Source organism: Streptomyces resistomycificus (assembly GCF_001514265.1).
GTDB lineage: Bacteria > Actinomycetota > Actinomycetes > Streptomycetales > Streptomycetaceae > Streptomyces > Streptomyces resistomycificus.
Map to the genome: position 1 here is coordinate 161,060 of NZ_KQ948991.1, position 26,260 is coordinate 187,319.

At 71.7% G+C, this 26,260-nt stretch carries 19 protein-coding genes and 1 tRNA gene; 11 read left to right on the forward strand and 9 right to left on the reverse strand.

Going from position 1 to position 26,260, the window contains the following annotated elements; genetic code table 11:
- Nucleotides 1-215: 215 nt before the first annotated feature.
- Nucleotides 216-683, reverse strand: coding sequence for a RidA family protein (locus tag AQJ84_RS15235; RefSeq protein ID WP_030045678.1), 468 nt, complete (start codon nucleotides 681-683; stop codon nucleotides 216-218).
- A complete protein-coding gene (locus tag AQJ84_RS42215) occupies nucleotides 680-847 on the reverse strand; it encodes a DUF4177 domain-containing protein (RefSeq protein WP_107082601.1) in 168 nt (55 codons plus the stop codon). Before AQJ84_RS42215 ends, AQJ84_RS15235 begins: the two co-directional genes overlap by 4 nt.
- Nucleotides 848-942: 95 nt before the next feature.
- On the opposite strand from AQJ84_RS42215, the gene AQJ84_RS15240 reads away from it, so the two are divergent.
- Together AQJ84_RS15240 and AQJ84_RS15245 are read left to right on the forward strand one after the other, a co-directional pair.
- Complete coding sequence (locus AQJ84_RS15240; protein ID WP_030045680.1) at nucleotides 943-1,920, forward strand: ArsA-related P-loop ATPase; 978 nt, start codon at nucleotides 943-945, stop codon at nucleotides 1,918-1,920.
- 13 nt (nucleotides 1,921-1,933) lie between these two features.
- Nucleotides 1,934-3,373, forward strand: a complete 1,440-nt coding sequence (locus tag AQJ84_RS15245; RefSeq protein WP_030045681.1) for an ArsA family ATPase — start codon at nucleotides 1,934-1,936, stop codon at nucleotides 3,371-3,373.
- A gap of 252 nt (nucleotides 3,374-3,625) precedes the next feature.
- Here the strand turns inward: AQJ84_RS15245 and wblA are convergent, their stop codons facing one another.
- Entirely contained in the window at nucleotides 3,626-3,964 is a 339-nt protein-coding gene (gene wblA, locus AQJ84_RS43470) for a transcriptional regulator WblA (protein WP_030045682.1), read from the reverse strand.
- Between the two features lie 542 nt (nucleotides 3,965-4,506).
- Between wblA and AQJ84_RS15255 the strand changes: the two genes are divergently transcribed.
- Nucleotides 4,507-6,783, forward strand: coding sequence for a transglycosylase domain-containing protein (locus AQJ84_RS15255; RefSeq protein ID WP_030045684.1), 2,277 nt, complete (start codon nucleotides 4,507-4,509; stop codon nucleotides 6,781-6,783).
- A 226-nt stretch (nucleotides 6,784-7,009) separates the two neighbouring features.
- On the opposite strand, the gene AQJ84_RS15260 is transcribed toward AQJ84_RS15255, so the two are convergent.
- On the reverse strand, nucleotides 7,010-7,474 hold the full coding sequence (locus AQJ84_RS15260; protein ID WP_030045685.1) for a GatB/YqeY domain-containing protein: 465 nt from the start codon (nucleotides 7,472-7,474) through the stop codon (nucleotides 7,010-7,012).
- 118 nt (nucleotides 7,475-7,592) lie between these two features.
- On the opposite strand from AQJ84_RS15260, the gene AQJ84_RS15265 reads away from it, so the two are divergent.
- The 4 genes from AQJ84_RS15265 to AQJ84_RS15280 all read left to right on the forward strand — a co-directional run bounded on the left by AQJ84_RS15265 (nucleotide 7,593) and on the right by AQJ84_RS15280 (nucleotide 10,695).
- Entirely contained in the window at nucleotides 7,593-8,519 is a 927-nt protein-coding gene (locus tag AQJ84_RS15265) for a metallophosphoesterase (RefSeq protein WP_053190207.1), read from the forward strand.
- 129 nt (nucleotides 8,520-8,648) lie between these two features.
- Nucleotides 8,649-9,434 carry a Pr6Pr family membrane protein gene (locus tag AQJ84_RS15270; protein WP_053190208.1) on the forward strand — a complete coding sequence of 262 codons (786 nt, stop codon included), beginning with the start codon at nucleotides 8,649-8,651 and terminating at the stop codon, nucleotides 9,432-9,434.
- Between the two features lie 34 nt (nucleotides 9,435-9,468).
- A tRNA-Pro gene (locus tag AQJ84_RS15275) sits at nucleotides 9,469-9,542 on the forward strand.
- 442 nt (nucleotides 9,543-9,984) lie between these two features.
- Nucleotides 9,985-10,695 (forward strand): hypothetical protein, encoded by a 711-nt coding sequence (locus tag AQJ84_RS15280; RefSeq protein ID WP_059198824.1) that lies wholly within the window; start codon nucleotides 9,985-9,987, stop codon nucleotides 10,693-10,695.
- Between the two features lie 51 nt (nucleotides 10,696-10,746).
- Here AQJ84_RS15280 and AQJ84_RS15285 read toward each other — a convergent pair whose 3' ends face one another.
- Complete coding sequence (locus tag AQJ84_RS15285) at nucleotides 10,747-11,403, reverse strand: CGNR zinc finger domain-containing protein (RefSeq protein ID WP_079022590.1); 657 nt, start codon at nucleotides 11,401-11,403, stop codon at nucleotides 10,747-10,749.
- Between the two features lie 194 nt (nucleotides 11,404-11,597).
- On the opposite strand from AQJ84_RS15285, the gene AQJ84_RS15290 reads away from it, so the two are divergent.
- Together AQJ84_RS15290 and AQJ84_RS15295 are read left to right on the forward strand one after the other, a co-directional pair.
- The gene (locus AQJ84_RS15290; RefSeq protein WP_053190210.1) at nucleotides 11,598-12,392 is read left to right on the forward strand and encodes an MBL fold metallo-hydrolase; all 795 of its coding nucleotides are present in this window, start codon (nucleotides 11,598-11,600) and stop codon (nucleotides 12,390-12,392) included.
- Between the two features lie 458 nt (nucleotides 12,393-12,850).
- On the forward strand, nucleotides 12,851-16,834 hold the full coding sequence (locus tag AQJ84_RS15295) for an nSTAND1 domain-containing NTPase (protein WP_107082602.1): 3,984 nt from the start codon (nucleotides 12,851-12,853) through the stop codon (nucleotides 16,832-16,834).
- Nucleotides 16,835-17,115: 281 nt separating this feature from the next.
- Here the strand turns inward: AQJ84_RS15295 and AQJ84_RS15300 are convergent, their stop codons facing one another.
- Nucleotides 17,116-18,336 carry an amidohydrolase family protein gene (locus AQJ84_RS15300; RefSeq protein ID WP_030045697.1) on the reverse strand — a complete coding sequence of 407 codons (1,221 nt, stop codon included), beginning with the start codon at nucleotides 18,334-18,336 and terminating at the stop codon, nucleotides 17,116-17,118.
- Between the two features lie 463 nt (nucleotides 18,337-18,799).
- Between AQJ84_RS15300 and AQJ84_RS15305 the strand changes: the two genes are divergently transcribed.
- Complete coding sequence (locus tag AQJ84_RS15305; protein ID WP_059198825.1) at nucleotides 18,800-20,206, forward strand: serine/threonine-protein kinase; 1,407 nt, start codon at nucleotides 18,800-18,802, stop codon at nucleotides 20,204-20,206.
- Between the two features lie 34 nt (nucleotides 20,207-20,240).
- On the opposite strand, the gene AQJ84_RS15310 is transcribed toward AQJ84_RS15305, so the two are convergent.
- Nucleotides 20,241-20,960, reverse strand: coding sequence for a TIGR03943 family putative permease subunit (locus AQJ84_RS15310; RefSeq protein ID WP_030044967.1), 720 nt, complete (start codon nucleotides 20,958-20,960; stop codon nucleotides 20,241-20,243).
- Nucleotides 20,957-21,988: a permease gene (locus AQJ84_RS15315; RefSeq protein ID WP_030044966.1), complete on the reverse strand. Its 1,032-nt coding sequence runs from the start codon at nucleotides 21,986-21,988 to the stop codon at nucleotides 20,957-20,959. The genes AQJ84_RS15310 and AQJ84_RS15315 overlap by 4 nt, the downstream gene beginning before the upstream one ends.
- A gap of 238 nt (nucleotides 21,989-22,226) precedes the next feature.
- On the opposite strand from AQJ84_RS15315, the gene AQJ84_RS15320 reads away from it, so the two are divergent.
- Complete coding sequence (locus AQJ84_RS15320) at nucleotides 22,227-24,140, forward strand: NAD(P)-binding protein (protein ID WP_053190219.1); 1,914 nt, start codon at nucleotides 22,227-22,229, stop codon at nucleotides 24,138-24,140.
- Nucleotides 24,141-24,357: 217 nt separating this feature from the next.
- Here AQJ84_RS15320 and AQJ84_RS15325 read toward each other — a convergent pair whose 3' ends face one another.
- A complete protein-coding gene (locus AQJ84_RS15325) occupies nucleotides 24,358-26,187 on the reverse strand; it encodes a S9 family peptidase (protein ID WP_030044963.1) in 1,830 nt (609 codons plus the stop codon).
- Between the last annotated feature and the right edge of the window lie 73 nt (nucleotides 26,188-26,260).

A 26,260-nucleotide genomic window follows, 5' to 3' on the forward strand; every position in this document is an offset into this window, starting at 1 on the left:
GCCGCAGCCGCCCACGGCGGGAAGGGGACGTGTCGGGGGGTGCCCGCCCGCAGCGGTTGTCGCGTCAACACGAGCACCTCTATGACCGACCGATTCCGCGACGTTCCGAGGACGGACACCCCCCGACACGGCCCCGACCCACAACGAAGCACCGGGCGCTACGCGCACCCCCACCGAACCCGAACAGGCCGCCGCAGGCACACCCCCGCACACCCCTACGCCCCCGTCAGCTCCACCTGAACCTCGACCTCCACCGGAGCGTCCAGCGGCAGCACAGCCACCCCCACCGCGCTCCGCGCGTGCACGCCCTTGTCGCCCAGCACCTCACCCAGCAGCTCACTCGCGCCGTTGACGACCCCGGGCTGCCCCGTGAAGTCGGAGGCGGACGCCACGAAGCCGACCACCTTCACGACACGCGCCACCCGGTCCAGGTCACCCGCGACGGACTTCACCGCGGCCAGGGCGTTCAGCGCGCACGTACGCGCCAGCTCCTTGGCCTCCTCGGGCGTGACCTCCGCACCCACCTTGCCGGTGACCGGAAGATTGCCCTCCACCATCGGCAGCTGCCCGGAGGTGTACACGTACACGCCGGACTGCACAGCCGGCTGGTACGCGGCCAGCGGCGGCACGACCTCCGGAAGCGTCAGTCCCAGCTCGGCCAGCCGCGCCTCGACGGAGCTCATGCCTTTGCCTGCCTGGCTCGCTTCAGGTAGGCCACGAGCTGCTCGGGGTTGTTCGGCCCGGGCACGACCTGGACGAGCTCCCAGCCGTCCTCGCCCCAGGTGTCCAGGATCTGCTTCGTGGCGTGGACGAGCAGCGGCACGGTTGCGTATTCCCACTTGGTCATGTGGCCGACTTTAGCCGCTGCCCACACGCGGCCCGCGCCCGCGTTATCCACAGCCTCCCGCTTAGCCCGAGCCCGGACTGGTTACGCTCGAATACGTGAGCAGGCTCCAGGTCGTCAGCGGCAAGGGCGGGACCGGAAAGACCACGGTCGCCGCCGCCCTCGCGTTGGCCCTCGCCACAGAGGGGAAGCGGACGCTTCTCGTCGAGGTCGAGGGCCGCCAGGGCATCGCGCAGCTCTTCGAAACGGAAGCGCTGCCTTATGAGGAGCGGAAGATCGCCGTCGCTCCAGGGGGCGGGGAGGTGTACGCCCTCGCCATAGACCCCGAACTGGCCCTTCTGGACTACCTCCAGATGTTCTACAAGCTGGGCAGCGCGGGCCGGGCCCTGAAGAAGCTCGGCGCGATCGACTTCGCCACCACGGTCGCGCCCGGCCTCAGAGACGTACTCCTGACCGGCAAGGCGTGCGAAGCGGTACGCCGGAAGGACAAGAGCGGCCGGTTCGCGTACGACTACGTCGTCATGGACGCCCCGCCGACCGGCCGCATCACCCGCTTCCTGAACGTGAACGACGAGGTCGCCGGCCTGGCCAAGATCGGCCCGATACACAATCAGGCGCAGGCGGTGATGCGGGTGCTGAAGTCGCCGGAGACGGCCGTGCACCTGGTGACGCTGCTGGAGGAGATGCCCGTCCAGGAGACCGCGGACGGCATCGCCGAGCTGCGGTCGGCGCGGCTGCCGGTGGGGCGGATCATCGTGAACATGGTGCGGCCCGAGGTGTTGGACGCGGCCGAGCTGGAACTCGTACGGACGGTGCCGCGTACGGCCGTGGCGCAGTCGCTGTCCGCGGCCGGACTCGGCGGGGCGCGGCGCGGCGGGCACGCCGAGCGGCTGGTGGATCCGTTGCTGCGGCAGGCCGAGGAGTACGGCGAGCGGTACGCGTTGGAGCACGAGCAGCGGGCCGTACTGGCCGAGCTGGACCTGCCCTCGCACGAACTGCCGTTGCTGACCGAGGGCATGGATTTGGCGGGCCTGTACGAACTCGCCGCCGAACTGCGGGAACAGGGGATGTCATGAGCAGGGGGATGTCATGAGCAAGGATCCGGCTGTCGCCCAGGAGGGCACCCGTCACCGTCTCTCCCCCGCCCCCGCGCTGGACCTCGACCCCCTGCTCGACGACCCGGAGACCCGCATCGTGGTGTGCTGCGGTTCGGGCGGTGTCGGCAAGACGACCACCGCGGCCGCTCTCGGCCTGCGCGCCGCGGAGCGGGGCCGCAAGGTGGTCGTGCTGACCATCGACCCGGCTCGCCGCCTCGCCCAGTCGATGGGCATCGACTCGCTGGACAACACCCCGCGCCGGGTGAAGGGCGTGGAGGGCGACGGCGAACTGCACGCGATGATGCTCGACATGAAGCGCACCTTCGACGAGATCGTCGAGGCGCACGCGGACGCCGACCGGGCGGGCGCGATCCTGGGCAACCCGTTCTACCAGTCGCTCTCGGCGGGCTTCGCGGGCACGCAGGAGTACATGGCGATGGAGAAGCTGGGGCAGCTCCGCGCCAGGGACGAGTGGGACCTGATCGTCGTCGACACTCCCCCGTCCCGTTCGGCGCTGGACTTCCTGGACGCGCCGAAGCGACTCGGGTCGTTCCTGGACGGCAAGCTCATCCGCGTCCTGCTGGCGCCGGCGAAGGTCGGCGGCCGCGCCGGGATGAAGTTCCTGAACGTGGGCATGTCGATGATGACCGGCGCGCTGGGCAAGGTCCTCGGCGGCCAACTGCTGAAGGACGTGCAGACGTTCGTCGCGGCGATGGACTCGATGTTCGGAGGGTTCCGCACGCGCGCGGACGCGACGTACAAGCTGCTCCAGGCGCCCGGGACGGCGTTTTTGGTGGTCGCGGCCCCGGAGCGGGACGCGCTGCGTGAGGCGGCGTACTTCGTGGAGCGGTTGGCGGCCGAGGACATGCCGCTCGCCGGTCTGGTGCTCAACCGGGTCCACGGCAGCGGCGCCGACCGGCTGTCGGCCGAGCGGGCGCTCTCCGCCGCGGAAAATCTTGAAGAGCCCCGCATTGTGGATCAGGGGGACGGGAAAGCTGGACTTCGTAACTCTCCCGACACGTACGGCAGTTCAGAAGCCCCTTCGGCAACGCCCGCAGCATCCGCAGCGGCGCCCCCAGCGGCGTCTCCGGCCGCGGAGTCTCCTGCCTCGGCATCACCGGTTCCTGACGAAGGCTCCCCCGCCACCGAGCAGGACGCGTCGCAGCAGGACGCATCGCAGGAGGACGCATCGCAGGAGATGTCCGTCGAACAGCTCACCGCAGGCCTGCTGAGGCTGCATGCCGAGCGTATGCGGCTGCTCTCCCGCGAGCAGCGCACGCGTGACCGCTTCACGGCGCTCCACCCCGAGGTGGCGGTGACCGAAGTGGCCGCGCTGCCCGGCGACGTACACGACCTCGCGGGGCTGCGGGACATCGGAAACCGGCTCGCGACCGCCCGACCGGAGCTGCCCGAGCCCGACACCGATGCCTGAACCGCAGACAGGCGGCGGCCGAACCGCCAACCGGCACGACCCAGAGACCGGAATGCCCCGGCACCCGGCACCACCCAGTGACAGGGTGATCCCGCCGGCACCACCCAGAGACCAGGGTGATCCCGCACCCGGCACCACCCAGTGACCGGGGTGACCGGCGATCCAGGCGCCCGGCGACCAGCGTGACCGGGTAAGCAGGTAACCGGGCGACCGGTGACCGAGGGCGTGCCCTCGGTTCACCGCCGCGTGCGATCAGCTCACCGCGGCGTAACGCTCGTACACCTCGTCGTCGTCGAGAGGCAGAATGCCGACCCCCCGCTCGTACTCCGTCCGCGCGGTCTCCAGCAGCCGGCGCCAGGAGGTCACGGTGGGCCGCCTGCGCAGCAGTGCGCGGCGCTCCCGCTCGGTCATCCCTCCCCACACCCCGAACTCGACACGGTTGTCGAGCGCGTCGGCGAGGCACTCCGTGCGCACCGGGCATCCCGTGCACACCGCCTTCGCCCGGTTCTGCGCTGCTCCTTGAACGAACAGTTCATCCGGATCGGTAGTGCGGCAGGCCGCCTGCGCACTCCAGTCGACTACCCAGCCCATACCGGCGCCGTCCTCTCCCGAATCGAGGCTCCCCCACGGCGGCAGCGGCATATTCACCGCCGCCAGTTGAGGACGTTACGGAAGGTGGGCACAGCGCAACACCCCCTTCGGGCCCAATCTTGAATGGCCCGAACGGACTATGCGTAAGCGGCAGATCACCCGGGGGAGTGAGCTGGCGACATACGTGACTGTTCCGGCAAAGCGGGACAGTTGTATGGCGTCACAACGGGCACCAGATGACACACGAGGCGGATTCGGACACGTCCCCATCAAAAAAGTCGGGGAACTTCCGGAACGGATCGGGGTCGCCGGACGTATTGATACGTAGCCCTGGAGCTGTGACAGTTGCGAGCAGCTTAGGCCAAGGCCTGTGCGCGTGTCCGGCGAATGAGAACGTAGGCGTCTCGCGTCGCTGTCGTCGTGCCGCCATGCCGCCACGACGCACCCTGCCGCCTGCCCTGGATGTCACGATCCGGCACCCGAACCTCCCCTGGAGCGGCCGCTCCTTCGGAACGCTCAGCACAACGGATTAGGCTGCCCCCATGCCAAAGAAGCGCTCGGGCGGTGGTCTGTCCTCCACGCAGCAGGCCGCCAAGTTCCTCGGTGTCAGCGTGCTCGCGGGTGCCGTGATGGCCGGCATCGCACTGCCCGCGGCCGGTGCGCTGGGACTCGCGGCCAAGGGGTCGGTGGAGAGCTTCGACGAGCTCCCGGCGAATCTGAAGACCCCGCCGCTGAGCCAGCGCACCACCATCCTCGACGCCGACGGCGGCCAGCTCGCCACCGTCTACTCGCGCGACCGTACGGTGGTCGGCCTCAAGAACGTCTCGCCGTACATGCAGAAGGCGATCGTCGCGATCGAGGACTCGCGCTTCTACCAGCACGGCGCGATCGACCTGAAGGGCGTCCTGCGCGCGCTGAACAAGAACGCGCAGAGCGGCGGTGTCGCCGAGGGCGCCTCGACGCTCACCCAGCAGTACGTGAAGAACGTCTTCGTGGAGGAGGCCGGCAACGACCCGACGAAGGTCGCGCAGGCCACCCAGCAGACCCTCGGCCGCAAGATCAAGGAGCTGAAGTACGCGATCCAGGTCGAGGAGGAGCTCGGCAAGAAGAAGATCCTCGAGAACTACCTGAACATCACGTTCTTCGGCCAGCAGGCGTACGGCGTGGAGGCGGCGGCTCAGCGTTACTACTCCAAGTCCGCCAAGAACCTCACCCTCCAGGAGTCGGCGCTCCTCGCCGGCATCGTCCAGTCGCCCAGCCGGTACGACCCGGTCAACGACGAGGCGGAGGCCACCAAGCGCCGCAACATCGTGCTGCAGCGCATGGCCGAGGTCGGTGACGTGTCCCGGGCGGAGGCCGCCGAGGCGATGAAGGAGCCGCTCGGCCTCAAGGTCAGCCAGCCCAAGAACGGCTGCATCACGGCCGTCCAGGGAGCCAGCTTCTTCTGCAAGTACGTGGAGCGGGTCTTCCTCAGCGACCCGGTGTTCGGCAAGTCCCGCGAGGCGCGGGCGAAGATCTGGAACCAGGGCGGCCTGACGATCCGTACGACGCTCGACCCGCAGGCGCAGAACTCGGTCGAGGAGTCGCTCAAGGACCACGTCTACAAGAGCGACAAGGTCGCCGCGGCGGCCACCCTGGTCGAGCCCGGCACCGGCAAGATCGTCGCGATGGGCCAGTCGAAGCCGTACGGCTACGGCAAGAACGAGACCGAGTACAACTACTCGGTCGACGCGGCCTACGGCGGCTCCAACTACGGCTTCCCGACCGGCTCGACGTTCAAGCCGTTCGTGGCGGCGGCCGCGCTGGAGGAGGGCCGCCCGGCGTACCAGGAGTACTCGGCGCCGTTCAAGATGGAGTACCCGACCCCGGTCCAGACGTGCAGCAGCAAGCCGTGGACCAACCTGCGCGGCGAGACGCTGGAGAACGAGACCGAGTCGGAGGTCGGGCCGTACCGGCTGAAGAAGGCCATGGAGCTGTCGGTCAACACGTACTTCGTGCAGATGATCTCCGACATCGGCCTGTGCCCCGTGGTCAACATGACCGACAAGCTGCACGTCCGCCAGGGCAACGGTGACAAGCTCCCCGAGACGCCCTCCATCGCGCTCGGCTCGATCGGTCTCTCCCCGCTGACGATGGCGAGCGCGTACGCCACCTTCGCCTCCCGGGGCATGTACTGCTCGCCGGTCGCCATCGAGTCGATCACGCAGCGCATCGGCGACGAGAAGAAGACGCTGGAGGTCCCGAAGTCCACCTGCGCGCGGGCGATGAGCGAGAAGACCGCGGACACGGTCAACGAGCTCCTGCGTGGCGTGGTCGACTCCGGTACGGGTCAGGCGGCCGGCCTCACCGACCGCCAGAGCGCCGGTAAGACGGGTACGACCGACGAGCGGAAGAACGCCTGGTTCGTCGGCTACACGCCGAACATGTCGGGAGCCGTCTGGGTCGGCAGTGCCAGCCAGAAGGTCCAGATGAAGAACATCACGATCGGCGGCACCTACAACTCGCTCGTCTACGGCGGAAAGGTCCCGGGCCCGATCTGGAAGGACGCGATGGCCGGCGCCCTCGCCGGCAAGGAAGTCGAGTCCTTCAACCGCGTCAGCATCCCGGACCCGGACCGTGACCGTGACCGTGACGACGACGGTGACGGCGACGGGAACGGCAACGGCAACGGCGGTGGGAACGGCAACAACGACGGGGGCAACGGCGACGACAACGGCGGCGGCACGGACGGCGGCACCTTCCCGACCCCGTCCTTCTCCATCCCGGAGGGCTTCTTCCAGGGCCAGAGCAACGGAAACGGCAACGGGGGCCGGGACTGACGGGGCCTGAGAACGGGGCCGGGGCCTGAGAACGACGGGAACGGCCCCTTTCTCCCGTACGGATTCATGACGTACGAGAGAAAGGGGCCGTTCGCCTTGTCGGTGAGGTGGCGTGGGCCGGCCCGCGTCCTCTGCGGATCGGCGCGGCGAGGGTCAGCCGGCGTCCTTCTGTCGATCCGCGCGGCGTGGGTCAGCCGGCGTCCTTCCGCGGGCCGCCCGGCGTAGGTCAGCCGGCGAGCAGCTTCTTCACCGCGGCGGCGACCCGGCCGCCCTCGGCCTGGCCCGCGACCTTCGGGTTCACGATCTTCATGACGGCGCCCATGGCCCGCGGCCCCTCGGCGCCGGCCGCCTTCGCCTCCTCGACGGCCTGGCCGACGATCCGCTCCAGCTCCTCGTCGGACAGCTGCTGGGGCAGGTACGCGGCGAGCACCTCGCCCTCCGCCTTCTCCCGCTCGGCCGACTCGGCACGACCACCCTGCGCGAAGGCGTCAGCGGCCTCACGGCGCTTCTTCGCCTCGCGGGTGATCACCTTCTGCACCTCGTCGTCGGAGAGCTCGCGCTTGGTCTTGCCCGCGACCTCCTCCTTGGTGATCGCGGCGAGGGTCAGCCGGAGCGTCGAGGAGCGGAGCTCGTCGCGCTCCTTGATCGCGGCGTTGAGGTCTGCCTGCAGCTTCGACTTGAGCGTGGTCATGGGTTTGATTGTCGCAGGTGTCGCACGCCGGACGCCCATGCATTTAACGGACGGTGGGGCACGGGGCACCCTCGGGGTCTGGGCACGGGGCACCCTCGGGGTCTGACACGATGGACGTATGCGCGCGCGATACGGAGTACCTCTGTCGATCGCGGCGGCTGGCGCCGCCGGTCTGGTGTACGCGGCGGGCTTCGAGGCCCGCTCCTACCGCCTCCGACGGGTGACGGTCCCCGTCCTTCCCGCAGGAATGCGCCCGCTGCGCGTGCTCCAGGTCTCCGACATCCACATGGTCGGCGGCCAGCGCAAGAAGCAGCGCTGGCTGCGCTCACTGGCCGGGCTGCGCCCCGACTTCGTGATCAACACGGGCGACAACCTCTCCGACCCCGAGGGCGTGCCGGAGGTACTGGACGCGCTGGGCCCGCTGATGGAGTTCCCGGGCGCGTACGTCTTCGGCTCCAACGACTACTACGGCCCCAAACTCCGCAACCCCGCCCGGTACTTGTTCGAGAAGGCCCAGGGCCGCCACGGCCTGAACGGCAACGCGCCCGCCGTCAACGCGATCCACAACCCGTGGGAGGACCTGCGGGACGGCTTCGACGGCGCGGGCTGGCTGAACCTCACCAACACCAGGGGCACGCTGAAGATCGAGGGCGTGTCGGTGGAGCTGACCGGCCTGGACGACCCGCACATCAAGAGGGACCGCTACGCACAGGTCGCCGGCGGGCCGTCGGCGTCGGCCGACTTCTCTATGGGCGTGGTGCACGCGCCGTACCTCCGCGTGCTGGACTCCTACACGGCCGACGGCTACCCGCTGATCCTGGCGGGCCACACCCACGGCGGCCAGCTCTGCCTCCCCTTCTACGGCGCGTTCGTCACCAACTGCGACCTGGACACGGACCGCGTGAAGGGCCTGTCCAGGCACACGGCGGAGGACCGCACCTCCTACCTCCACGTCTCGGCGGGCTGCGGCACGAACCGCTACACACCGGTGCGGTTCGCCTGTCCGCCGGAGGTGACGTTGCTGACGTTGGTGGGGCGGGAGTAGGGCACGCCGCGGAGCAGGCGGGCTTGCGCAGGCCGGCGCGCGGGCTTGCGTGGGCCGGCGCGGTTCGACCGTTAACCCGCACGGCCCGCCCGTATCGCCCCTTTTGTCGGCCCTGCCTAGCGTGAGGGCATGACCGCCCCGATACCCAGGGACATCCCGGACCTGCCCGCCATCCCGGGCGTGCCCGCGCTGCTGCCCTCGCCCGTCCCCGCCACGGCGGTGGTGCCCCGCATTCGCCGCCCCCTGGCCGCCGCCTACCGCCTGCTGGTCGCCCTGGTGGCGGCGGCCGCCGTGACGATCGACCTGCTCCTCGGCAGCCCGGTCCGGGTCCTGAGCCACTTCTCGGTCCAGAGCGCGATCCTTCTGGCACTGGTCCTGACCCTCTCGGCCCGCAGGGCGTGGACGGCCCGCCGCCCCCTCCCGTCCGCCCTGACCGGCGCGGCCCTTCTCTACGTCACGATCACGGGCCTGGTGTACCACCTGCTCCTCGCGAACGCGGCAAGCCCGTTCCCCCTGACAGGCGCGGCGGCCGCGCCCACCGGCTGGCACATGATCACCAACCAGGTCCTGCACACCGTGGTCCCCGTCGCGGCCCTCCTGGACTGGCTCTTCCTGACCCCGCCCGGCCGCCTGCACCTACGCCAGGCCGCCCCGTGGCTCCTCTACCCCCTGGCCTACCTGGCCCTCTCCCTGATCCGCGGCGAGCTCATCCCCCCGGGCACGCCGGGCCGCTATCTCTACCCGTTCCTGGACGTCGACCTGCACGGCTACAAGAGCATCCTCGGCAACGCCCTCCTCCTCGGCCTCGCCTTCTACACCCTCGCCATCCTCCTCGTAGCCCTCGACCACGCCCGCCCGAACCCCGTCCGCCACCGCGCCAAAACCGGATTTCGTCTCCAGCCACCGGTGGGCTAAAGTAAACGACGTCGCCGCGACAAGCAGCGACGATCGGGGTGTAGCGCAGCTTGGCAGCGCGCTTCGTTCGGGACGAAGAGGTCGTGGGTTCAAATCCCGCCACCCCGACAGTGATACAGCAGATGAGCACCTCCGAAATTTCGGAGGTGCTCATCTGTTTTCGCGTGCGTGTCCATCTGCGCGACCACCGCTCCGGAAGATGCCGGGAGAGTGGTGGGTTGAGGGGGGGTGGTGCCGCCGCCATGGCAGACCCACAACATCCAGAGGCCGGGACTGGGAGCCGCCTCGATGGGGTGACTTCGGGTGACTTCGCTCGGTGAAGATGTGTGGGGTGGGAGTGTCCCGAGCACGGCCACGCTGCCAGCCGATAGGTTGCGGCAACCTGCTCACAGGCCACGGCCAGACTGGGGCTGGGAGCCTTACCCACCCGAGGGCGAGTAGGTCGAGCGGATGCCACGGGCCGGGTTGCCTCCTTGTTGGGCGCACCGAGCGGTGTATGGCCTTGCCTGCGCGAGCCTACGCGTGGAGGACCGCAATGAGGGTGCCGAACATGGGCGACGACAGAGAGGCTGTGCCGACGCCCGACGAGATCCAGGCCAGGGTCGGAAAGCGCCTGGACGACGTCGCCAAGATCCTGGCCGGTGCGCTGATCACCGTTGCCGGGATCATGACGGCTCTCGGGCTGTCCAGCGACGTCGTGTTCGTCGCCCTCAACAACAAGTCATGGCCGATCTACGTGGCCTCGCTCTGCGCCATCCTCGCCATCGTCTGCAGCATCGTCGCCCTGCTCATCCACCCCACCCGGCGGGGCAATCTGTGGGAGACCTGCGTTCTCATCCTTGGAGTGGTCTTCTACATGGTGGCTCTCAGCGTGGCGGTGATCGGCGCGGCCAAGGCTGCCGACGGGAACGGACGACCCAACATCACCGACGTCAAGATCGAAGGCCCTCGGTCCCATCTGCAACTGAGCTTCGACGTGCATGCCGACGGCGTGGAGATGTGGGCGACCATCCAGGTGTACGTGACCGCCACCGGGGCTGACTTGGACACGCCCATCCGGGGCTCGGTCGACGACTACTCAAGTGAGCTCAGACCTGACGACACGGGCACGGTCGAGCAGCGGGTCAGCATGCCGATGACCCTTCCACCAGAGGCGGGGGGCATCAGCATCACGGCCCTCAACGCGAGTAACGGAACTGACGATCTGTGTGAATCACGCAGCCACCGCGGGCCGACCTGCACGCGTATCCGAATCCCGTGAGGCGTGACCCGAGGGGTTGCACCGTCGCACCTCGGTGACCTGCCGCCCCGTTCAGTCCGTCTCGCGGCCCGTGCGGCGGGCGTAGGCGCGGGCCGCTCGGGCTCGGTCGCCGCAGCGGGTGGAGCACCAGTGGCGGCGGCCGTGGCGCAGGAGGTAGCGGTTGCAGGGGGGCGAGCCGCAGGCCGTGAGGCGGTCGGCGTCGGGGCTCGTGAGGAGGTCGGCCGCGTTGGCGGCGAGGGTGGCCAGGGCGTGGTCCACGATCTGCGTGGTGGGGTGCGGGGCGGCCCGGTAGGGGCCGTTCTTGTCGTCCCAGTGCAGTAGGGCCGCCGTCGGGACCCTGGTCAGCGCGTCGTTGACGGCGGAGAGGGCCGCCGGCAGCGCGGGGAGCCCGTCGACGCGGGACGCGAGCAAGGCCCTGACATTCTCGCGCAGCGAGCGCAGTTGCGCCGCGCACATCTCGCGCATGCCGGCGTCCGCCGGGGCGAGTCCGTGTTCCGTCATCCAGCGGTTGGCGGCGGCTGGGGTGCCGAGGAGGTCCAGGAAGTGGCCGCCGGGCAGTGCGATCGCGGTGTTGGCGAGATCGAGGGCCGGGTACTGCTCCGCGCCGGGCGCCGGCGGGGGTGCGAGCTCGGCGGCCGGCACAGTCGCCGTCTCCTGCTGACGCGCCGCGCCCGCCCCTCGCTCGGCCGCCTCTGCCGCCTCATCCATCACCCATCACCATGTCCCGCTCTCCATCAGGTGTCAGGTGCTCCGCCTCCAGCCCCTGTCCCGTCTCCCTCGACGGCTCATTCTCCCTCACGGCATCAACCTCAAATCTCACGGTACGCCTTGCATTCATCCGTGAGAAACAACTACCGTCCCTCACGGATAAGCACACTTTCATCCGTGAGGGGATTCCCGTCATGACCGCTGACCACACCGGCGCCCGCACCACCCACGAACCGCTCGCCGTCCGCGTCCTCGGCGGCCCCACCGCTCTCTTCGAGTACGGCGGGCTGCGCTTTCTGACCGATCCCACCTTCGACCCGCCCGGCGACTACCCGAGGCCCGGCGGGCCGACCCTGACCAAGACCGCGCCCTCCGCCGCGACGCCCGCCGAGCTCGGCCGGGTCGACGTGGTGCTGCTCTCGCACGACGAGCACGCCGACAATCTCGACCACGCCGGACGGGCCCTGCTCGCCGACGTCCCGCTCACCCTCACCACGCCCTCCGGTGGACAGCGGCTGGGCAGCGGGGCCAAGGGGCTGGCGGACTGGGAGGCCGTCGAGCTGGAGCGGCCGGGCGGTGGCACGGTCGTGGTGACCGGTGTGCCCGCCGTCCACGGGCCCGGGGCACGGGAGGACGTCGTACCGTTCACGGGCGAGGTGGTCGGGTTCGTACTGACCGGGGAGGGGCTGCCCACCGTCTACGTGAGCGGGGACAACGCCTCGCTCGACGCGGTGCGGCGGATCGCCGAGCGGTTCGGGCCGGTCGACACCGCCGTCCTGTTCGCCGGCGCGCCCCGCTTCCCCGTCCTCTTCGACGGCGAACCGCTCGTCCTCGACAGCGCCGGGGCCGCGGAGGCCGCGCGGATCCTCGACGCGCGGCACGTGGTTGCGGTGCACTGCGACAGCTGGACCCACTTCACCGAGGACCGCGAGGACGTCGTGAAGGCGTTCACGGCAGCCGGTCTGGCCGAACGCCTGCGACCGAGCTGAGCCGCGGGCCGCTCGCGGCCGAAGCGAGGAGGAAAGTCCGGCACCGGTCCCTCCCCTCGTGGGGACCGGTGCCGAACCATGCGGGCGGCGTCGGTCCCTGCCGTGGTGGCGTGGACCGTAGGGAGAGGCCGGGCCCGTTGTCGGCGGGAGAGCACGGGCCCGGTGGGGCCGGCTCCACGGGGCTCTGGTGCACGTGGGAGAGGACCGACGCGCCGTGCCGTGGTTCCGACGGAAGTTGACCGAGAACGTACGGCGCCGTGAGTGTCTCTCCGAGCGCTGAGCTGGTGGCCTGTCTGGACGACGTCCGGTTGCTGCGCTGCTGGGTCGTGATCCTGCCAGCTGGGGCTCCCGCCGAGGAGGCTCCGGTCCCGATCCGGGGCTTTAGCCGCAGGTCAGACATATAAAGTGAGTTTTCCGGACCGGATGGTCCGGCGGCGCGGACGCGGAGGAAGTAAGGGGTGAATGCCTTGAGTTCCGACTCAGTGGCACGCACGGCCTTCGCGGAGCGGCTCGCGCTGTTGTACAAGGAGGCCGGAAACCCGCCCCTCAAGAGTGTGTCCGAGGCGGTCGTACGCCTGCAGCGCGTCGACGAGCGCGGACGGGCCGTACGGGTGTCCGCGCAGCGGATCAGCGACTGGCGGCGGGCCCGGAACGTGCCCGCGCAGTTCGTCGCCCTGTCCGCCGTCCTGCATGTCCTGATCCCACAGGCCCGGCGCGCGCGGCCGACGCCGGTGGCGGCCGGGCTGTACGACCTGGCCCAGTGGCAGCGGCTGTGGGAGCGGGCGGTGGCCGATCCGGCCGGTGAGCGGCCCGCCGCCGCGGAGGCGGAGGAGGAGCGGCCGGTCGGCGTCTGCCCCTACCGTGGGCTCGCCTCGTACCGTCAGCAGGACGCCCGGTGGTTCTTCGGGCGGGAGCGGAGCACCGAGGCCCTCGTCGCCCAGCTGCGGGCGGCGGAGCGGACCGGCGGGCTGGTCATGCTGGTCGGCGCCTCGGGCGCGGGGAAGTCGTCCCTGCTCAACGCCGGTCTGGTGCCCGCCCTCCGGCAGGGGGCGCCGGTGGACGAGGGCGACGCCGCGCCGGCTCGGGAGGTGCTCCAGCTGGTGCCGGGCACCGATCCGCTCGCGGAACTGACCGGCCGGGTACCGGCGCTCGCCGAACTGGCGAAGGCCGACGGCGAGCCCGGCGGGAGCCTCTTCGCGGACACCGTCCGGGACGCGGCGACCGCGTGGGCGCGCCGCGAAAACTCCGGTCCCGCACCGCCGGTCGTGATCGTGGACCAGTTCGAGGAGACGTTCACCCTCTGCGCCGACGAGGCGGAACGGCGTACGTTCATCCGGCTCCTGCACGCCGCGTGCACGCCCGCAGGCCCGGGTGAGCGGGCCCCCGTGCTCGTGGTGCTGGGCATCCGCGCCGACTTCTACGAGCGGTGCCTCGGGTATCCCGAGCTGGCCGACGCCCTCCAGCACCGGCACATGGTGCTCGGGCCGCTGACCACCGCGGAGCTGCGGGAGGCGGTGACCGGGCCCGCCAAGGCCGTGGGGCTGGAGATGGAACCGGGGCTGGCGGAGCTGATCGTGCGGGAGGTGAGCGCCGACGGCCCGCGCGGGGCGCACGACGCGGGGATGCTGCCGCTGCTGTCCCACGCCCTGCTCTCGACCTGGCAGCGGCGCAAGGCGGGCCGGCTGACGCTGGCCGGGTACCGCGCGGCGGGCGGCATCCAGGGCGCGGTGGCCGCGACCGCGGAGCGGGCCTGGTCGGGGCTCGACCCGGCGGCCCGTACGGCCGCCCGGCTGCTGCTGCTGAGGCTGGTGCGGCTGGGCGAGGACACCCAGGCCACCCGGAGGCGCGGGACGCGCCGGCAGTTGGCGCGGGAGTCGAGAGACCCCGGCAAGACGGAGGAGTCCCTCGAGGCGCTGGTGCGCGCCCGTCTGGTGACGCTCGACGCGGAGACCGTGGAGATCACCCACGAGGCGCTGCTGCACGCCTGGCCGCGGCTGCGGGACTGGATCGACGAGGGCCGCAACGACCACCTGCTGCGCCAGCGCATCGAGGAGGACGGCCGGGCCTGGGAGGACTCGAACCGTGACGCGTCGCTGCTCTACCGGGGTTCGCGTCTCGAACAGACCCGCAACTGGGCGAAGTCCGCCGGTGACACCTTCCTGACCCGGGGCGCGGTGGACTTTCTGGCCGCCTCCGTCCGGTTGCGCAGGCGTACGGTGCTGATCAGCCGGGGCGCGGTGTCGGCGCTGGTCGTCCTGGCGCTGGTGGCCGTCGGCGCGGCCCTGATCGCCTGGCAGCAGCGCAACGACGCGGTGTTCGAGCAGGTGGTCGCGGAGGCGGACCGCGTCCAGTACACCGACCCCTCCCTGTCCGCCCAGCTCGATCTGGTCGCCCACGACCTGCGGCCCGACGACGAGGGGACGGACAACCGGCTGGTCTCGATCGTGAACGCCCCGCTGGCCACGCCGCTGCTCGGTCACACCGGCGCCGTCTACCTCACCTCGTTCAGCCCGGACGGGCGGCTGCTGGCCACCGCGAGCTACGACCGGACCGTACGGCTGTGGGACGTGCGGGACCCGACCCGCCCGAGACCGCTGGGCAAGCCTCTGACCGGGCACACCAGTTGGGTCAGCAGCGCGGTCTTCAGCCCGGACGGGCAGACGCTCACCAGTGCCGGGGACGACGGCACCATCCGGCTGTGGGACGTGCGCGACCCCCGTCACCCGCGCCTGCTCGGCGCCCCCCTGACCGGGCACGACGGCACGATCTACCTGCTCGCCTTCAGCCCGGACGGCCGCACGCTGGCCTCCGCCGGCGAGGACCGGACCGTACGCCTGTGGGACCTGGGCGATCCGGGCCGGCCGAAGGAGCTCGGCGCCCTGGCCGGCGCCACCGCGGCGGTGCGCTCGGTGGCGTTCAGCCCCGACGGGCGGATGCTGGCGGCCGGTGGCGACGACGAGACGATCGCGCTGTGGGACGTGGCCGATCCGCAGCGTCCCGAGCGGGTCGGCCCGGCGCTGGCCGGTCACACGGACCTCGTGCACTCGGTGGCGTTCAGCCCCGACGGCCACACGCTCGCCAGTGGCAGCGCGGACGACACCGTACGGCTGTGGAACGTGCGCGAGGCCGGGCGCGCGAAGTCCCTCGGCGGGCCGCTCACCGGACACACCGGCCCGGTCTGGTCCGTGGCGTTCAGCCCCGACGGGAGCACGCTCGCGGCCGCCAGCGCGGACAGCACCGCGAGCCTGTGGAACGTGAGTGAGCCGGCGTACCCGGCGCGGGTCGGCGAGCCGCTCGCGGGCGCCAGCGGGGAGATGTACGCGCTGGGCTTCAGCCCCGACGGCCGGACCCTCGCCACCGGGAGCGGCGACAGCAAGGTCCGGCTGTGGTCCTTGCCGACGACGGACATGATCGGCCGCAGCGGAGCGTTCCGCCCGGACGGGAAGGTGCTCGCCACCGCCGCCCGCGACGGTCGCATCCGGCTGTGGGACGTGCGCTCCCCGCAGCGGCCCACGCCGCTGAGCGAACCGTTCATGCCCGGGGACGGCGGCCAGCGTTCGCTGGCGTTCGCTCCGGACGGCCGTACGCTCGCGGTGCTCACCGGAAGCCGGACGGTGTACCTGCTGGATGTCTCCGATCCGTCCAGGCCGGTCTCCTTCGGGCCGTCGCTCACCCTGCGCACCCGGTTCATGGGCCCCGACGCGCTGGCCTTCAGCCCGGACGGACGCACCCTGGCGACCGCCTACGACGAGCGGACGATCCGGTTGTGGGACGTCAGCGACCCCTCGCACGTGGTCCCGGCCGGCGCGCCGCTCACCGGCCACCGGGGCTACATCAACTCCCTCACCTTCAGCCCCGACGGCCGCACCCTGGCCAGCGGCAGCGCGGACGGCACCGTACGGCTGTGGGACGTCACCGACCCCGGCCGGGTCACCCGGCGCGGCCCGGCGCTCACGGGGCACCGCGGGCCGGTCAACGTGCTCGTCCACAGCCCCGACGGCCGTACGCTCGCCAGTGCCGGCGGCGACGACACGGTCCGGCTGTGGGACGTCTCCGACCCCTCGAAACCGGCGCCGCTGGGTTCCCCGCTCACCGGCCACACCGAAGCGGTGGTGTCGCTGACCCTCGACCGGGACGGCGACACCCTGGCGAGCGGCGGCAACGACAACACGGTCCGGCTGTGGGACGTCTCCGACCCCGCCCACGCCTCGCCCATCGGTCAGTCGATGAGCCCCAACGCCAGGAGCGGCAACTTCCTTTCCTTCAGCCCCAGGAGTCACATGCTCGGGGTGTCCAGCGGCACCGACACCGTCCGGCTGTGGAACCTCGACGTCGACGACGCCATCCGCCGGATCTGCTCGACCACCAGGGGCGTACTGACCCAGGAGAAGTGGGACGAGTACCTGTCGCGCCTGCCCTACGAGCCCCCGTGCGACCGGTGAGCCGGGCCCCCGGCCCCGGATCCTGCCGCGTGATCCCGATCACAACTTCTTGCTACGGCTCAGCAGTCGTCTCCCGCCGGACTGACAGCCTTGTTAGTGTTGGCCATAGCCCGATCGCTGGTGCATCCCCCGTCGCCAGCGGTCGGGCGTTTCCGTGCCCACGAGCCGCCGTGCGCACAGGAGTTACCAGAGTTGTTTGAGGGGCTGGAGGGGCTGGAGTGACGGCCGGGCCCCGGTCCTACGGGATGTCGATCGTGATCGCCCGGGACGTGCAGCCCCGCTCACGCGGGCCGGTCGAAGGGCAGGTCCAGCATCCGGATGGCGTTGCCGCGCAGCAGCTTGTACGTCACCTCGTACGAAAGCCCGGCCACGTGCTCCGCGGCGACCTGTTTGGTGTGCGGCCAGGTCGAGTCGACGTGCGGATAGTCCGTCTCGAAGGTCGCGTTGTCCACGCCGACGGTCTCGATCGCCTCGATGCCGTGCCTGTCGCGGAAGAAGCAGCAGAAGATCTGCCGGTAGTAGTACGTCGACGGCGGCTCCGGGACGAGGTCCTTGACCCCGCCCCACGCCCGGTGCTCCTCCCAGACGTCGTCGGCGCGCTCCAGGGCGTACGGGATCCAGCCCATCTGACCCTCGCTGTATGCCAGTTTCAGCCGCGGGAACTTCACCAGGACCCCGGAGAAGAGGAAGTCCATCATCGACGCCATGGCGTTGTTGAAGCTCAGCGCGGCCTGCACGGCGGGGGGTGCGTCGGGGGACGCCGCCGGCATCTGCGACGAGGACCCGATGTGCATGTTCACGACGGTCCCGGTCTCCTCGCAGACCGCGAAGAACGGGTCCCAGTAGCCGGAGTGGATCGACGGCAGCCCCAGGTAGGTGGGGATCTCGCTGAAGGTCACGGCCCGCACGCCCCGTTCGGCGTTGCGGCGGATCTCCGCGACGGCCAGATCGATGTCCCACAGCGGGATGAGGCACAGCGGGATGAGGCGGCCGCCGCTGTCGCCGCACCACTCCTCGACCATCCAGTCGTTGTACGCCCGCACGCACGCGAGCCCGACCTCCTTGTCCTTGGCCTCCGCGAAGGTCTGCCCGCAGAACCGGGGGAAGGTGGGGAAGCAGAGCGAGGCCTCGACATGGTTCATCTCCATGTCCTCCAGCCGGGCCTTCGGATCCCAGCAGCCCCGCCGCATCTGCTCCCGCGTGATGCCGTCGAGCGTCATCTCGTCCCGGGAGAAACCGACCGCGGCGATGATGCGCTTGTAGGGGAAGAGCTCGCCCTCGTACTCCCACCAGTCGGTGGTCTGACCCTCGGGGTCGGTGGTGAACCGGTACTTCCCCCCGACGTAGGCGAGATCGCCGATGCCCGCGGTGAGCGGTTTCGGTCCCCTGTCCCGGTACTTCGCCGGGAGCCAGGTCTCGAAGAGGTGCGCGGGCTCGATCACGTGATCGTCCACGCTGATGACCTTGGGCAGTTCCCTGGTGCTGCTGTCGACGCCGACCACTGCTCGCCCCTCACTGCCTGCCGATACCGGCACTGAATCTGACGACCCATCAGATTCAGCGTAGGGGGAGCTCACTCAGGCAGCAATACGAACCACCTGATCGTGGTAGGCAGGACGCATGCCCGGCCGACTGTCCCTCACCGAACAACTCGACGCGCTGCGCGGGACGCTCCTGCGCACGAGACCCTGGCCGGGGCGCTGACCAGGGCGGCGACTCTGGAACTGCCCGGCTGGTACCTGACGGCGGGCTGCCTCTTCCGGACGTCGGCCGGGCTGAGCCGGCGCGGCCGGCCGGCCACCTCGGCCTCGGCCTCGGCCGCTGGGCACCCGTGGGTGAACACGGGGGCAGCCGACCGCCGGTAGGCTGGGTCGGCTGCGGCACCCCCCACCATCACCCGCGTCACCGTGGCGTGTTGCGGCCTGCGGCGGTCGAATCGTCTTACGGCAAGAGGATGAAACACAGGTGCTGATAGCGGGCCGGTACCGGCTGCACGACCCCATCGGACGCGGCGCGATGGGAGAGGTCTGGCGGGCCTACGACGAGACGCTGGGCAGGACGGTGGCCGTCAAGCTCCTCCTCCCCCACGACTCCGACCCGACGGCGACCTCACGCTTCCGGCTGGAGGCCCAGACCGCCGGACGGCTCAACCACCCTTACGTGGTGGCGGTCTACGACTTCGGCGAGTACGACGGCCGGCTCTTCCTGGTGATGGAACTGGTCGAGGGCGACAGCCTCGCGCGGCGCCTCGGTACGGCGGGTCCGCTCCCCGTGGACCAGGTGGCCCGGATCGCGTCCCAGGCCGCCGCCGGGCTCGCCGCCGCCCATCAGCAGGGCATCGTGCACCGTGACATCAAGCCCGCCAACCTGCTGCTGGACACCGACGGCACCCTGAAGATCGGCGACTTCGGCATCGCCCGCTTCGTCGACGACCCGTCGGGCGCGCTCACCACCACCGGCCAGATCGTCGGCACCAGCCTCTATCTCGCCCCCGAGCGGGCGCTGGGGCAGCCCGCCGGCCCGGCCTCCGACGTGTACGCGCTGGGCTGCCTGCTCTACCAACTCCTCACCGGGCGGCCGCCGTTCCAGGCCGACACCGCGGTCGCGATCCTGCACCAGCATCTGGACGCCACCCCGGCACCGCCCCGGCAGGAGCGGCCCGAACTGCCGCCCGCCTTCGAGAACTACCTTCTCGGGATGCTCGCCAAGCAGCCCGAGGACCGTCCCTCCGCGCCCCAGGTCGCCGAGTGGTTCGGCGGCGGGGCGTGGCAGGGCCGTTCGGAGCCGCTGCCGGAACCGGAGCGCGCGCCGGCCGCGGTGACGTCACCGGTCCCGCTGTCGTCGAGCCCGCTGTCGCCCGGACCCGGTGTCACTCTGGGCTCGGAGGCCGGGCCGCCGACCACGTACGCGCTGCCCTCCGCCGTCTCCCGGCCCTCGCGGTCCCGGGGCGCAGCCCGTGGCGGCGCCCGTGGTCCGGCCTCGCGCCGGTCGAGGATGCCGGCCACGGCCGCCGGGGTGCTGGTGTTCCTGGCCGCGATGATCGCCGGGATGCTCTGGTTCTCGCCGGGCGAGAGCTCGGCGGAGCGGCCCCGGACCGGGACGACCGCCACGCCAAACGGCGCCGCCACGGCCCCGCCGCAGGGCACGCCCGAGGCGTACGGAACCGGCCTGTCCGACACCCCCGAGGTCTCCCCCACCTCCCCCACCGCCCCCGCCGCCTTCCCCTCCCCCACCACGGCCTCCCCCACCCCGTCCTCCCCGGTGCCCTCCGTGTCGGTGCCTGAGGACGCGAACACGGACAAGGGACCCGGTCAGGACAAGGGCAGGGGCAAGGACGGTGGCGAGGAGGACGAGGGGGACGAGGAGGACTGAGGCCACCGGACGAAGACGCGACGGGGCGTGGCGGTCAGTTGTTCCACGTCTCGTCGTACGGGTCCTTGGGCGCCGGCACCGGCGCGGCACCGCTGACCTCGATGAACGGGATCGGGCCGCCGTTGACCGGGTCCTTGGCCCGCCGGGCGGTGTACGTGCCGGTGACCTCCAGCCAGGTGTCCGGTCGCAGCACCGGCGGGATCCGCCCGGTCAGACCGACCTTGACCGGCTGGGCGTCCGCGGCACAGCAGTTGAGGGCCATACGGACCAGGTACGGCTTCCCCTTGCCGTCGAGGGCGACGAACCCGGTGACCTTGATCTGCCGGCCGCGCAGGGAACGCCCGTGGTCGTAGGCCGCGCGGCCCGCGTAGTCGACGAGGTTGAGGCGCAGCGGTCCGTCGGCGGGCAGGGCGGCATAGCCGTAGGGCTGTTGCAGGGCCGTGCCGGTGCGCAGGGCGCTGTACGAGCCGAGCGCGGGCGGGGCGACGAGGATGAGGGCGAGGAGGGGAAGGACGAGCAGCCAGGAGACGCGGGGCTCGGGGTGGACATGGGCCTCGTGCCCGGGTTCCTGCCTCCTGGCCCGCCACTCGTACCAGACCGTCGCCGCGGCCGCCGCGACCAGTACGACGCCGGCGGCCAGCAGCATCGGGCGCAGGCCGGCCTTCACATAGCGCAGGTAGAGGTCGGTGAGGCCGGCGTGCAGCAGGGCCGAGCCGAGCAGGAAGAGCACGGCCGCCTGCGCCTGCCGGTTCACAGCAGCACCGCCCCGGTCAGCACCGACACCGCGATGGCGAGGACGAAGGTCACGGGCGCGAACCGCAGGGCGAAACCGCGCCCGAACGTGCCCGCCTGCATGGCGAACAGCTTGAGGTCGATCATCGGCCCGACGACCAGGAACGTCAGCCGGGCGGTGAGCGAGAACTGGGTGAGCGAGGCCGCCACGAACGCGTCCGCCTCCGAGCAGATCGACAGCAGCACCGCCAGGACCGCCAACGCCAGCACCGAGACGACCGGGTGGTCGGCGGCCAGCCGCAGCCACTCCTCCGGCACCACCGCCTTGAGCGTCGCGGCAGCCATCGCGCCCACCACCAGGAACCCGCCCGCGTGCATCACGTCGTGCCGGACCGAGCCCCAGAACGCGGCGCCCCGGCCCTGACCGTCGTAGGCCTCCCGGGCCGGCGGGCGCAGCCACTCGGCGCGGCCGAGCCTGAGCCACAGCCAGCCCATCGCGCACGCCACCAGGAGGCTGGCGACGAGACGGGCGAGGACCATCTCCGGGTCGCCCGGGAAGGCGACGGCGGTCGCCGTCAGCACGATCGGGTTGATGGCCGGCGCGGACAGCAGGAAGGCGAGCGCCGCGGCCGGCGTGACCCCCCGCCGCACCAGCGCCCCCGCCACCGGTACGGACGCGCACTCGCACCCCGGCAGCACCACCCCCGCCACGCCGGCCACCGGAACGGCCAGAGCCGGCTTCCGGGGCAGGGCGCGCGCGAAGAACGACGCCGGCACGAACACCGCGATCGCCGCCGAGAGCAGCACACCGAGCACGAGGAAGGGCAGCGCCTGCACCATCACGGCGACGAAGACGGTCATCCAGCTCTGCATGACCGGCGCGGCGAGCGCACCCCGGATCGGCCCCTGCCCGAGCACCATCAGGACGAGCACCAGGGTGAGGACGAGCTGGGAGTTGAGCCGCCGCCCGCTTCCGTGCTCCGGTGGAGTCGTCTTCGCCGCGTTCGTCTCCGCGCCCGACTCCGGTGGGGCGGCTTTGGTGATGGCCACGGGCGAGGTACCTCCGGTGGTGCGGAAGGGCGCGGAAGGGCGCGGTTTCCCCCTCCCCCCTTTACGGCTGCCGGGGAGTGTCCGTTCAGTGCCGGTACGGCGAAGTCGTGTGCGTTCGTGGGGAACGACCGGTGCTACGGCTGATGCCTGGTGGAACCACCTGCCCTGTTGAGGCACTCTTTCCCTCGTGGGCAGCGTTCCGAATCAGAGTCCGCCGGGCGATGCGGCCGTCGCGCACATGGTCGTGTGCGGTGACGACGGGCTGGCGCATCGACTGGCCGCCGAACTGCGCGGTGTGTACCGCGAGCAGGTCACCCTGGTCGTCCCGCCGACCGAGCGGACCGTACGTCCGCCCGTGGTCGGCCGGGCCCGGGCCTCGGCGCTGCTGGACCGGGTGGTGACGGCCGCCGTCAACCGGGCCGCGGGCAACGGCACTTCGGCCGAGCCGGCCGGGAGCGAGCCGGTGCTGTTGGAGGCCGCCGAGGCGACCGAGACCGTGCTCGCGGCGGCAGGTGTGGAGCGGGCCGCCGCCCTCGCCCTCGTCTACGACGACGACGAGACCAACATCCGCGCCGCGCTCACCGCCCGCCGCCTCAACCCCACGCTGCGGCTCGTACTGCGGCTCTACAACCGTCGGTTGGGACAGCACATCGAGGAACTCCTCGACCAGGCAGCCGCGTTGGCGACCGGGGGCACGGGACCGGCCGCCGCCTTCGACGCCTCCACGACCGTCCTGTCCGACGCCGACACGGCCGCACCCGCGCTGGCCGCCAGCGCCGTCGCCGGTACCAGCAAGGTCGTCCAGACCGATGGGCTGATGCTGCGCGCGGTGGAGCGGCCGGTGCCGCGCCCCGGCGAGACGGCAGCCCCGGGCCTGGCCACGCTGGCACTGCTGTCGGCGACGCCCAACGGCCCGGCCGGCGGCGGCAGTCCCGAGAGCGGGGAGCAGGGGCCGCTGCTGCTGCCCGACGCGGCGACGGTACGGGACGCCGTCGGTCGCGGCACGGTCGTACTGGAACAGGTGTCGTACTCCGGGCCCCCGCTGCCCTCCGGACGCGGGATCGTGCCGCCGTTCGCCTCGCTGTTCTCGCGGCGGCTGCGGTGGTCGCTGGCGGGGCTCGTGGGGTGTGTGGTCGCGCTCGCGGTCGCGCTGACGCTGGTCACCGGTGACCACCCGCTGCACGCCACCTACCTGACGCTGCTCGACCTGTTCGCCATCAACGACCCCGCCCTCGGCGAGCCCACCGGCCGCCAGATCCTCCAACTCCTCTCCGGTCTGGTCGGGTTGCTGCTCCTCCCGGTGCTGCTGGCCGCCGCGCTCGAGACGCTGGGCACCTTCCGCAGCGCCTCCGCGCTGCGCAAGCCCCCGCGCGGACTCGGCGGACACGTCGTGCTGCTCGGGCTGGGCAAGATCGGCACCCGGGTGCTGACCCGGCTGCGTGAACTGAACATCCCCGTGGTGTGCGTCGAGGCCGACCCCGACGCCCGCGGGCTCGCCACGGCTCGGCGGCTGCGGGTGCCGGTCATCCTCGGGGACGTCACCCAGGAGGGCGTCCTGGAGTCCGCCAAGATCCACCGCGCGCACGCCCTGCTCGCGGTGACCAGCGCGGACACCACCAATCTGGAGGCCGTGCTGTACGCCCGGTCCGTACGGCCCGATCTGCGGGTCGTCCTGCGGCTGTACGACGACGACTTCGCGACCGCCGTGTACCGCACGCTGCGGGCCGCGCACCCGGGGGCGTCCACCCGCAGCCGGAGCGTGACGCATCTGGCGGCGCCCGCCTTCGCCGGGGCGATGATGGGCCGGCAGATCCTGGGGGCGATACCGGTCGAGCGGCGGGTGCTGCTGTTCGCGGCCGTGGACGTGAGCGGGCACCCGCAGCTGGAGGGGAAGACGGTCGGGGAGGCGTTCCGGGCGGGCGCCTGGCGGGTGTTGGCCCTGGACACGGCCGCCTCCGGCGGGGCCCGGGAGGAACCGGCCGCGGAGGAGGCCTACGAGGAGCCGAGGCAGGCGGGGGCTTCCGGGCTGGTGTGGGACCTGCCCGACACGTACGTCCTGCGGGGCTCGGACCGGGTGGTGCTGGCGGCGACCCGTCGAGGACTGGCGGAGCTGCTGGGGAGGCGGACGCAGCGGGAGGGGGCCGGGGCGTAGGCGACGGCCCCGCCCCGCCTGGGCCGGGGTCCAGGAGGCGGCCCCGCCTGGGCCCCACCCGGCATGCTCCCGGCCCTGCCCACCCGTCCCGCCCGCGCCCACCGGCACCGCCCCGGCGGCACGGTGGGCGCGAACGGTCGCCGCGAACAGTGGGCGCGAACGGTCGCGGCGAACGTCGGGCGCGAACGGACGGACCGCGGCTGGGGCCTGTCCGGCCCTAGGTCAGGTCCTGGGCGCCCAGGTGCCTCGCCGCGAAGTCCAGCTCCAGCCTCACCTGCTTGATCCGCTCGTCCACCACCAGCGACCCGTGCCCCGCGTCGTACCGGTACACCTCGTGGACCGCTTCCCTCGCCTCCAGCCGCTTCACGTAGTTGTCGATCTGGCGGATCGGGCAGCGCGGGTCGTTGACGCCGGCCGAGATGTAGACCGGGGCCTTGACCTGGTCGACGTAGGTGATCGGGGAGGACGCCTCGAAGCGCTCCGGGACCTCCTCCGGGGTGCCGCCCAGGAGGGTGCGGTCCATGGCCTTCAGGGCTTCCATCTCGTCGTGGTACGCCGTGACGTAGTCGGCGACCGGGACCGCCGCGATGCCCAGGGCCCAGGCGCCGGGCTGGGTGCCGAGGCCGAGAAGGGTGAGGTAGCCGCCCCAGGAACCGCCGGTGAGGACGAGGCGGGACGGGTCGGCCAGGCCGGAGTCGACCGCCCATGCGCGGACCGCGTCGATGTCCTCCAGCTCGATCAGCCCGACCCGGTGCTTGAGGGCGTCGGTCCAGGCACGGCCGTAGCCCGTGGAGCCGCGGTAGTTGACGCGGACCACCGCGTACCCGTGGTCCACCCAGGCCGCCGGGCCCGCCGCGAACGCGTCGCTGTCGTGCCAGGTCGGCCCGCCGTGGATGTCGAAGACCGTGGGGAGCGGGCCGGTCGCACCGGCCGGCTTCTGGACGAGGGCGTGGATGCGGCCGCCCGGCCCCTCGACCCAGACGTCCTCCACGGGGACGGAGCCGGGGGACTTCATGCCGGGCGGGTCGAGGACGACCCGGCCGGACGTGGAGCGGACCGTCGAGGGCTGGGCGGCGGAGGACCAGAGGTACTCCACGCTGCCGTCGGGACGGGCCGTCGCCCCGGAGACCGAACCGGCCGGGGTGGGGACCTTGACCAGGTCGCGGGTGGCGAGGTCGTAGCGGAAGAGCTCACTGCGGGCCTCGAAGCCGTGCACGATGAGCAGGCCGCTGCCGTCCGGGTACCACTCGGCGCTCACGTCGCCCGGCAGTTCCAGGGCCAGGTCGGACTCCTCGCCGGTCGCCACGTCCCACACCAGCGGCTCCCAGCGGCCGCGGCGCTGGTGGCCGACGAGCAGCCGGGTGTCGCCGTCGACGGGAGCGAACCCGAGCACCTCGAGCCCCAGCTCCTCGGCACCGCCCTTGGTGTCGTCGAGCTCGGCGAGGGCCGTGCCGTCGGGCCGCAGGACGCGCAGGGCGGAGTGCATCGCGTCGCCGTGCTCGGTGTGCTCGATCGCGATCAGCGAGCCGTCGTGGGAGAGGTCGCCGACGCCCGCCGACTCGCGGTGCCGGTAGATCTCCACCGGATCCTCGCCGAGGCGCACCACGTGGATCGTCGTGCCGTCCTCGTCGGTCGACCGGCCCACGACCGCCGTACGGCCGTCACGCCCGAGGGCGAGACCCGCCGGGTACGACGCCTGAAGCCCCGCGGTCGCGAGCTCGTCCTCCCCGCCGTCGAAGGGCTGGCGGCGCCAGACACCGAACTCGTCGCCGTCCTTGTCGTCGAACCACCACACCCAGGTGCCGTCCGGGGAGAGCACACCGTCCGTCGTGCCGTTCGGCCGGTCGGTGACCTGGCGTTGCTCGCCTGTCGCGCGGTCCCAGGCGTACAGCTCGTAGGTCCCCGTCGCGTTCGACACGAACAGGGAGCGGTCCGGTGCGTCCTCCGCCCAGTCGGGCAGCGACACCCGGGGCGCCCGGAAGCGCTTCTCCCAGTCCGGCATCTCCTCGTTCCGCCCGGCCGCGGCGGACCCGTTGCTCTCAGTCATGGCCCCATACTGCCCGCCCGGGCCGACATTCCGCCGACCCGGCCCCCAGCCTGTGGAAAACCTCGGCCCGGCC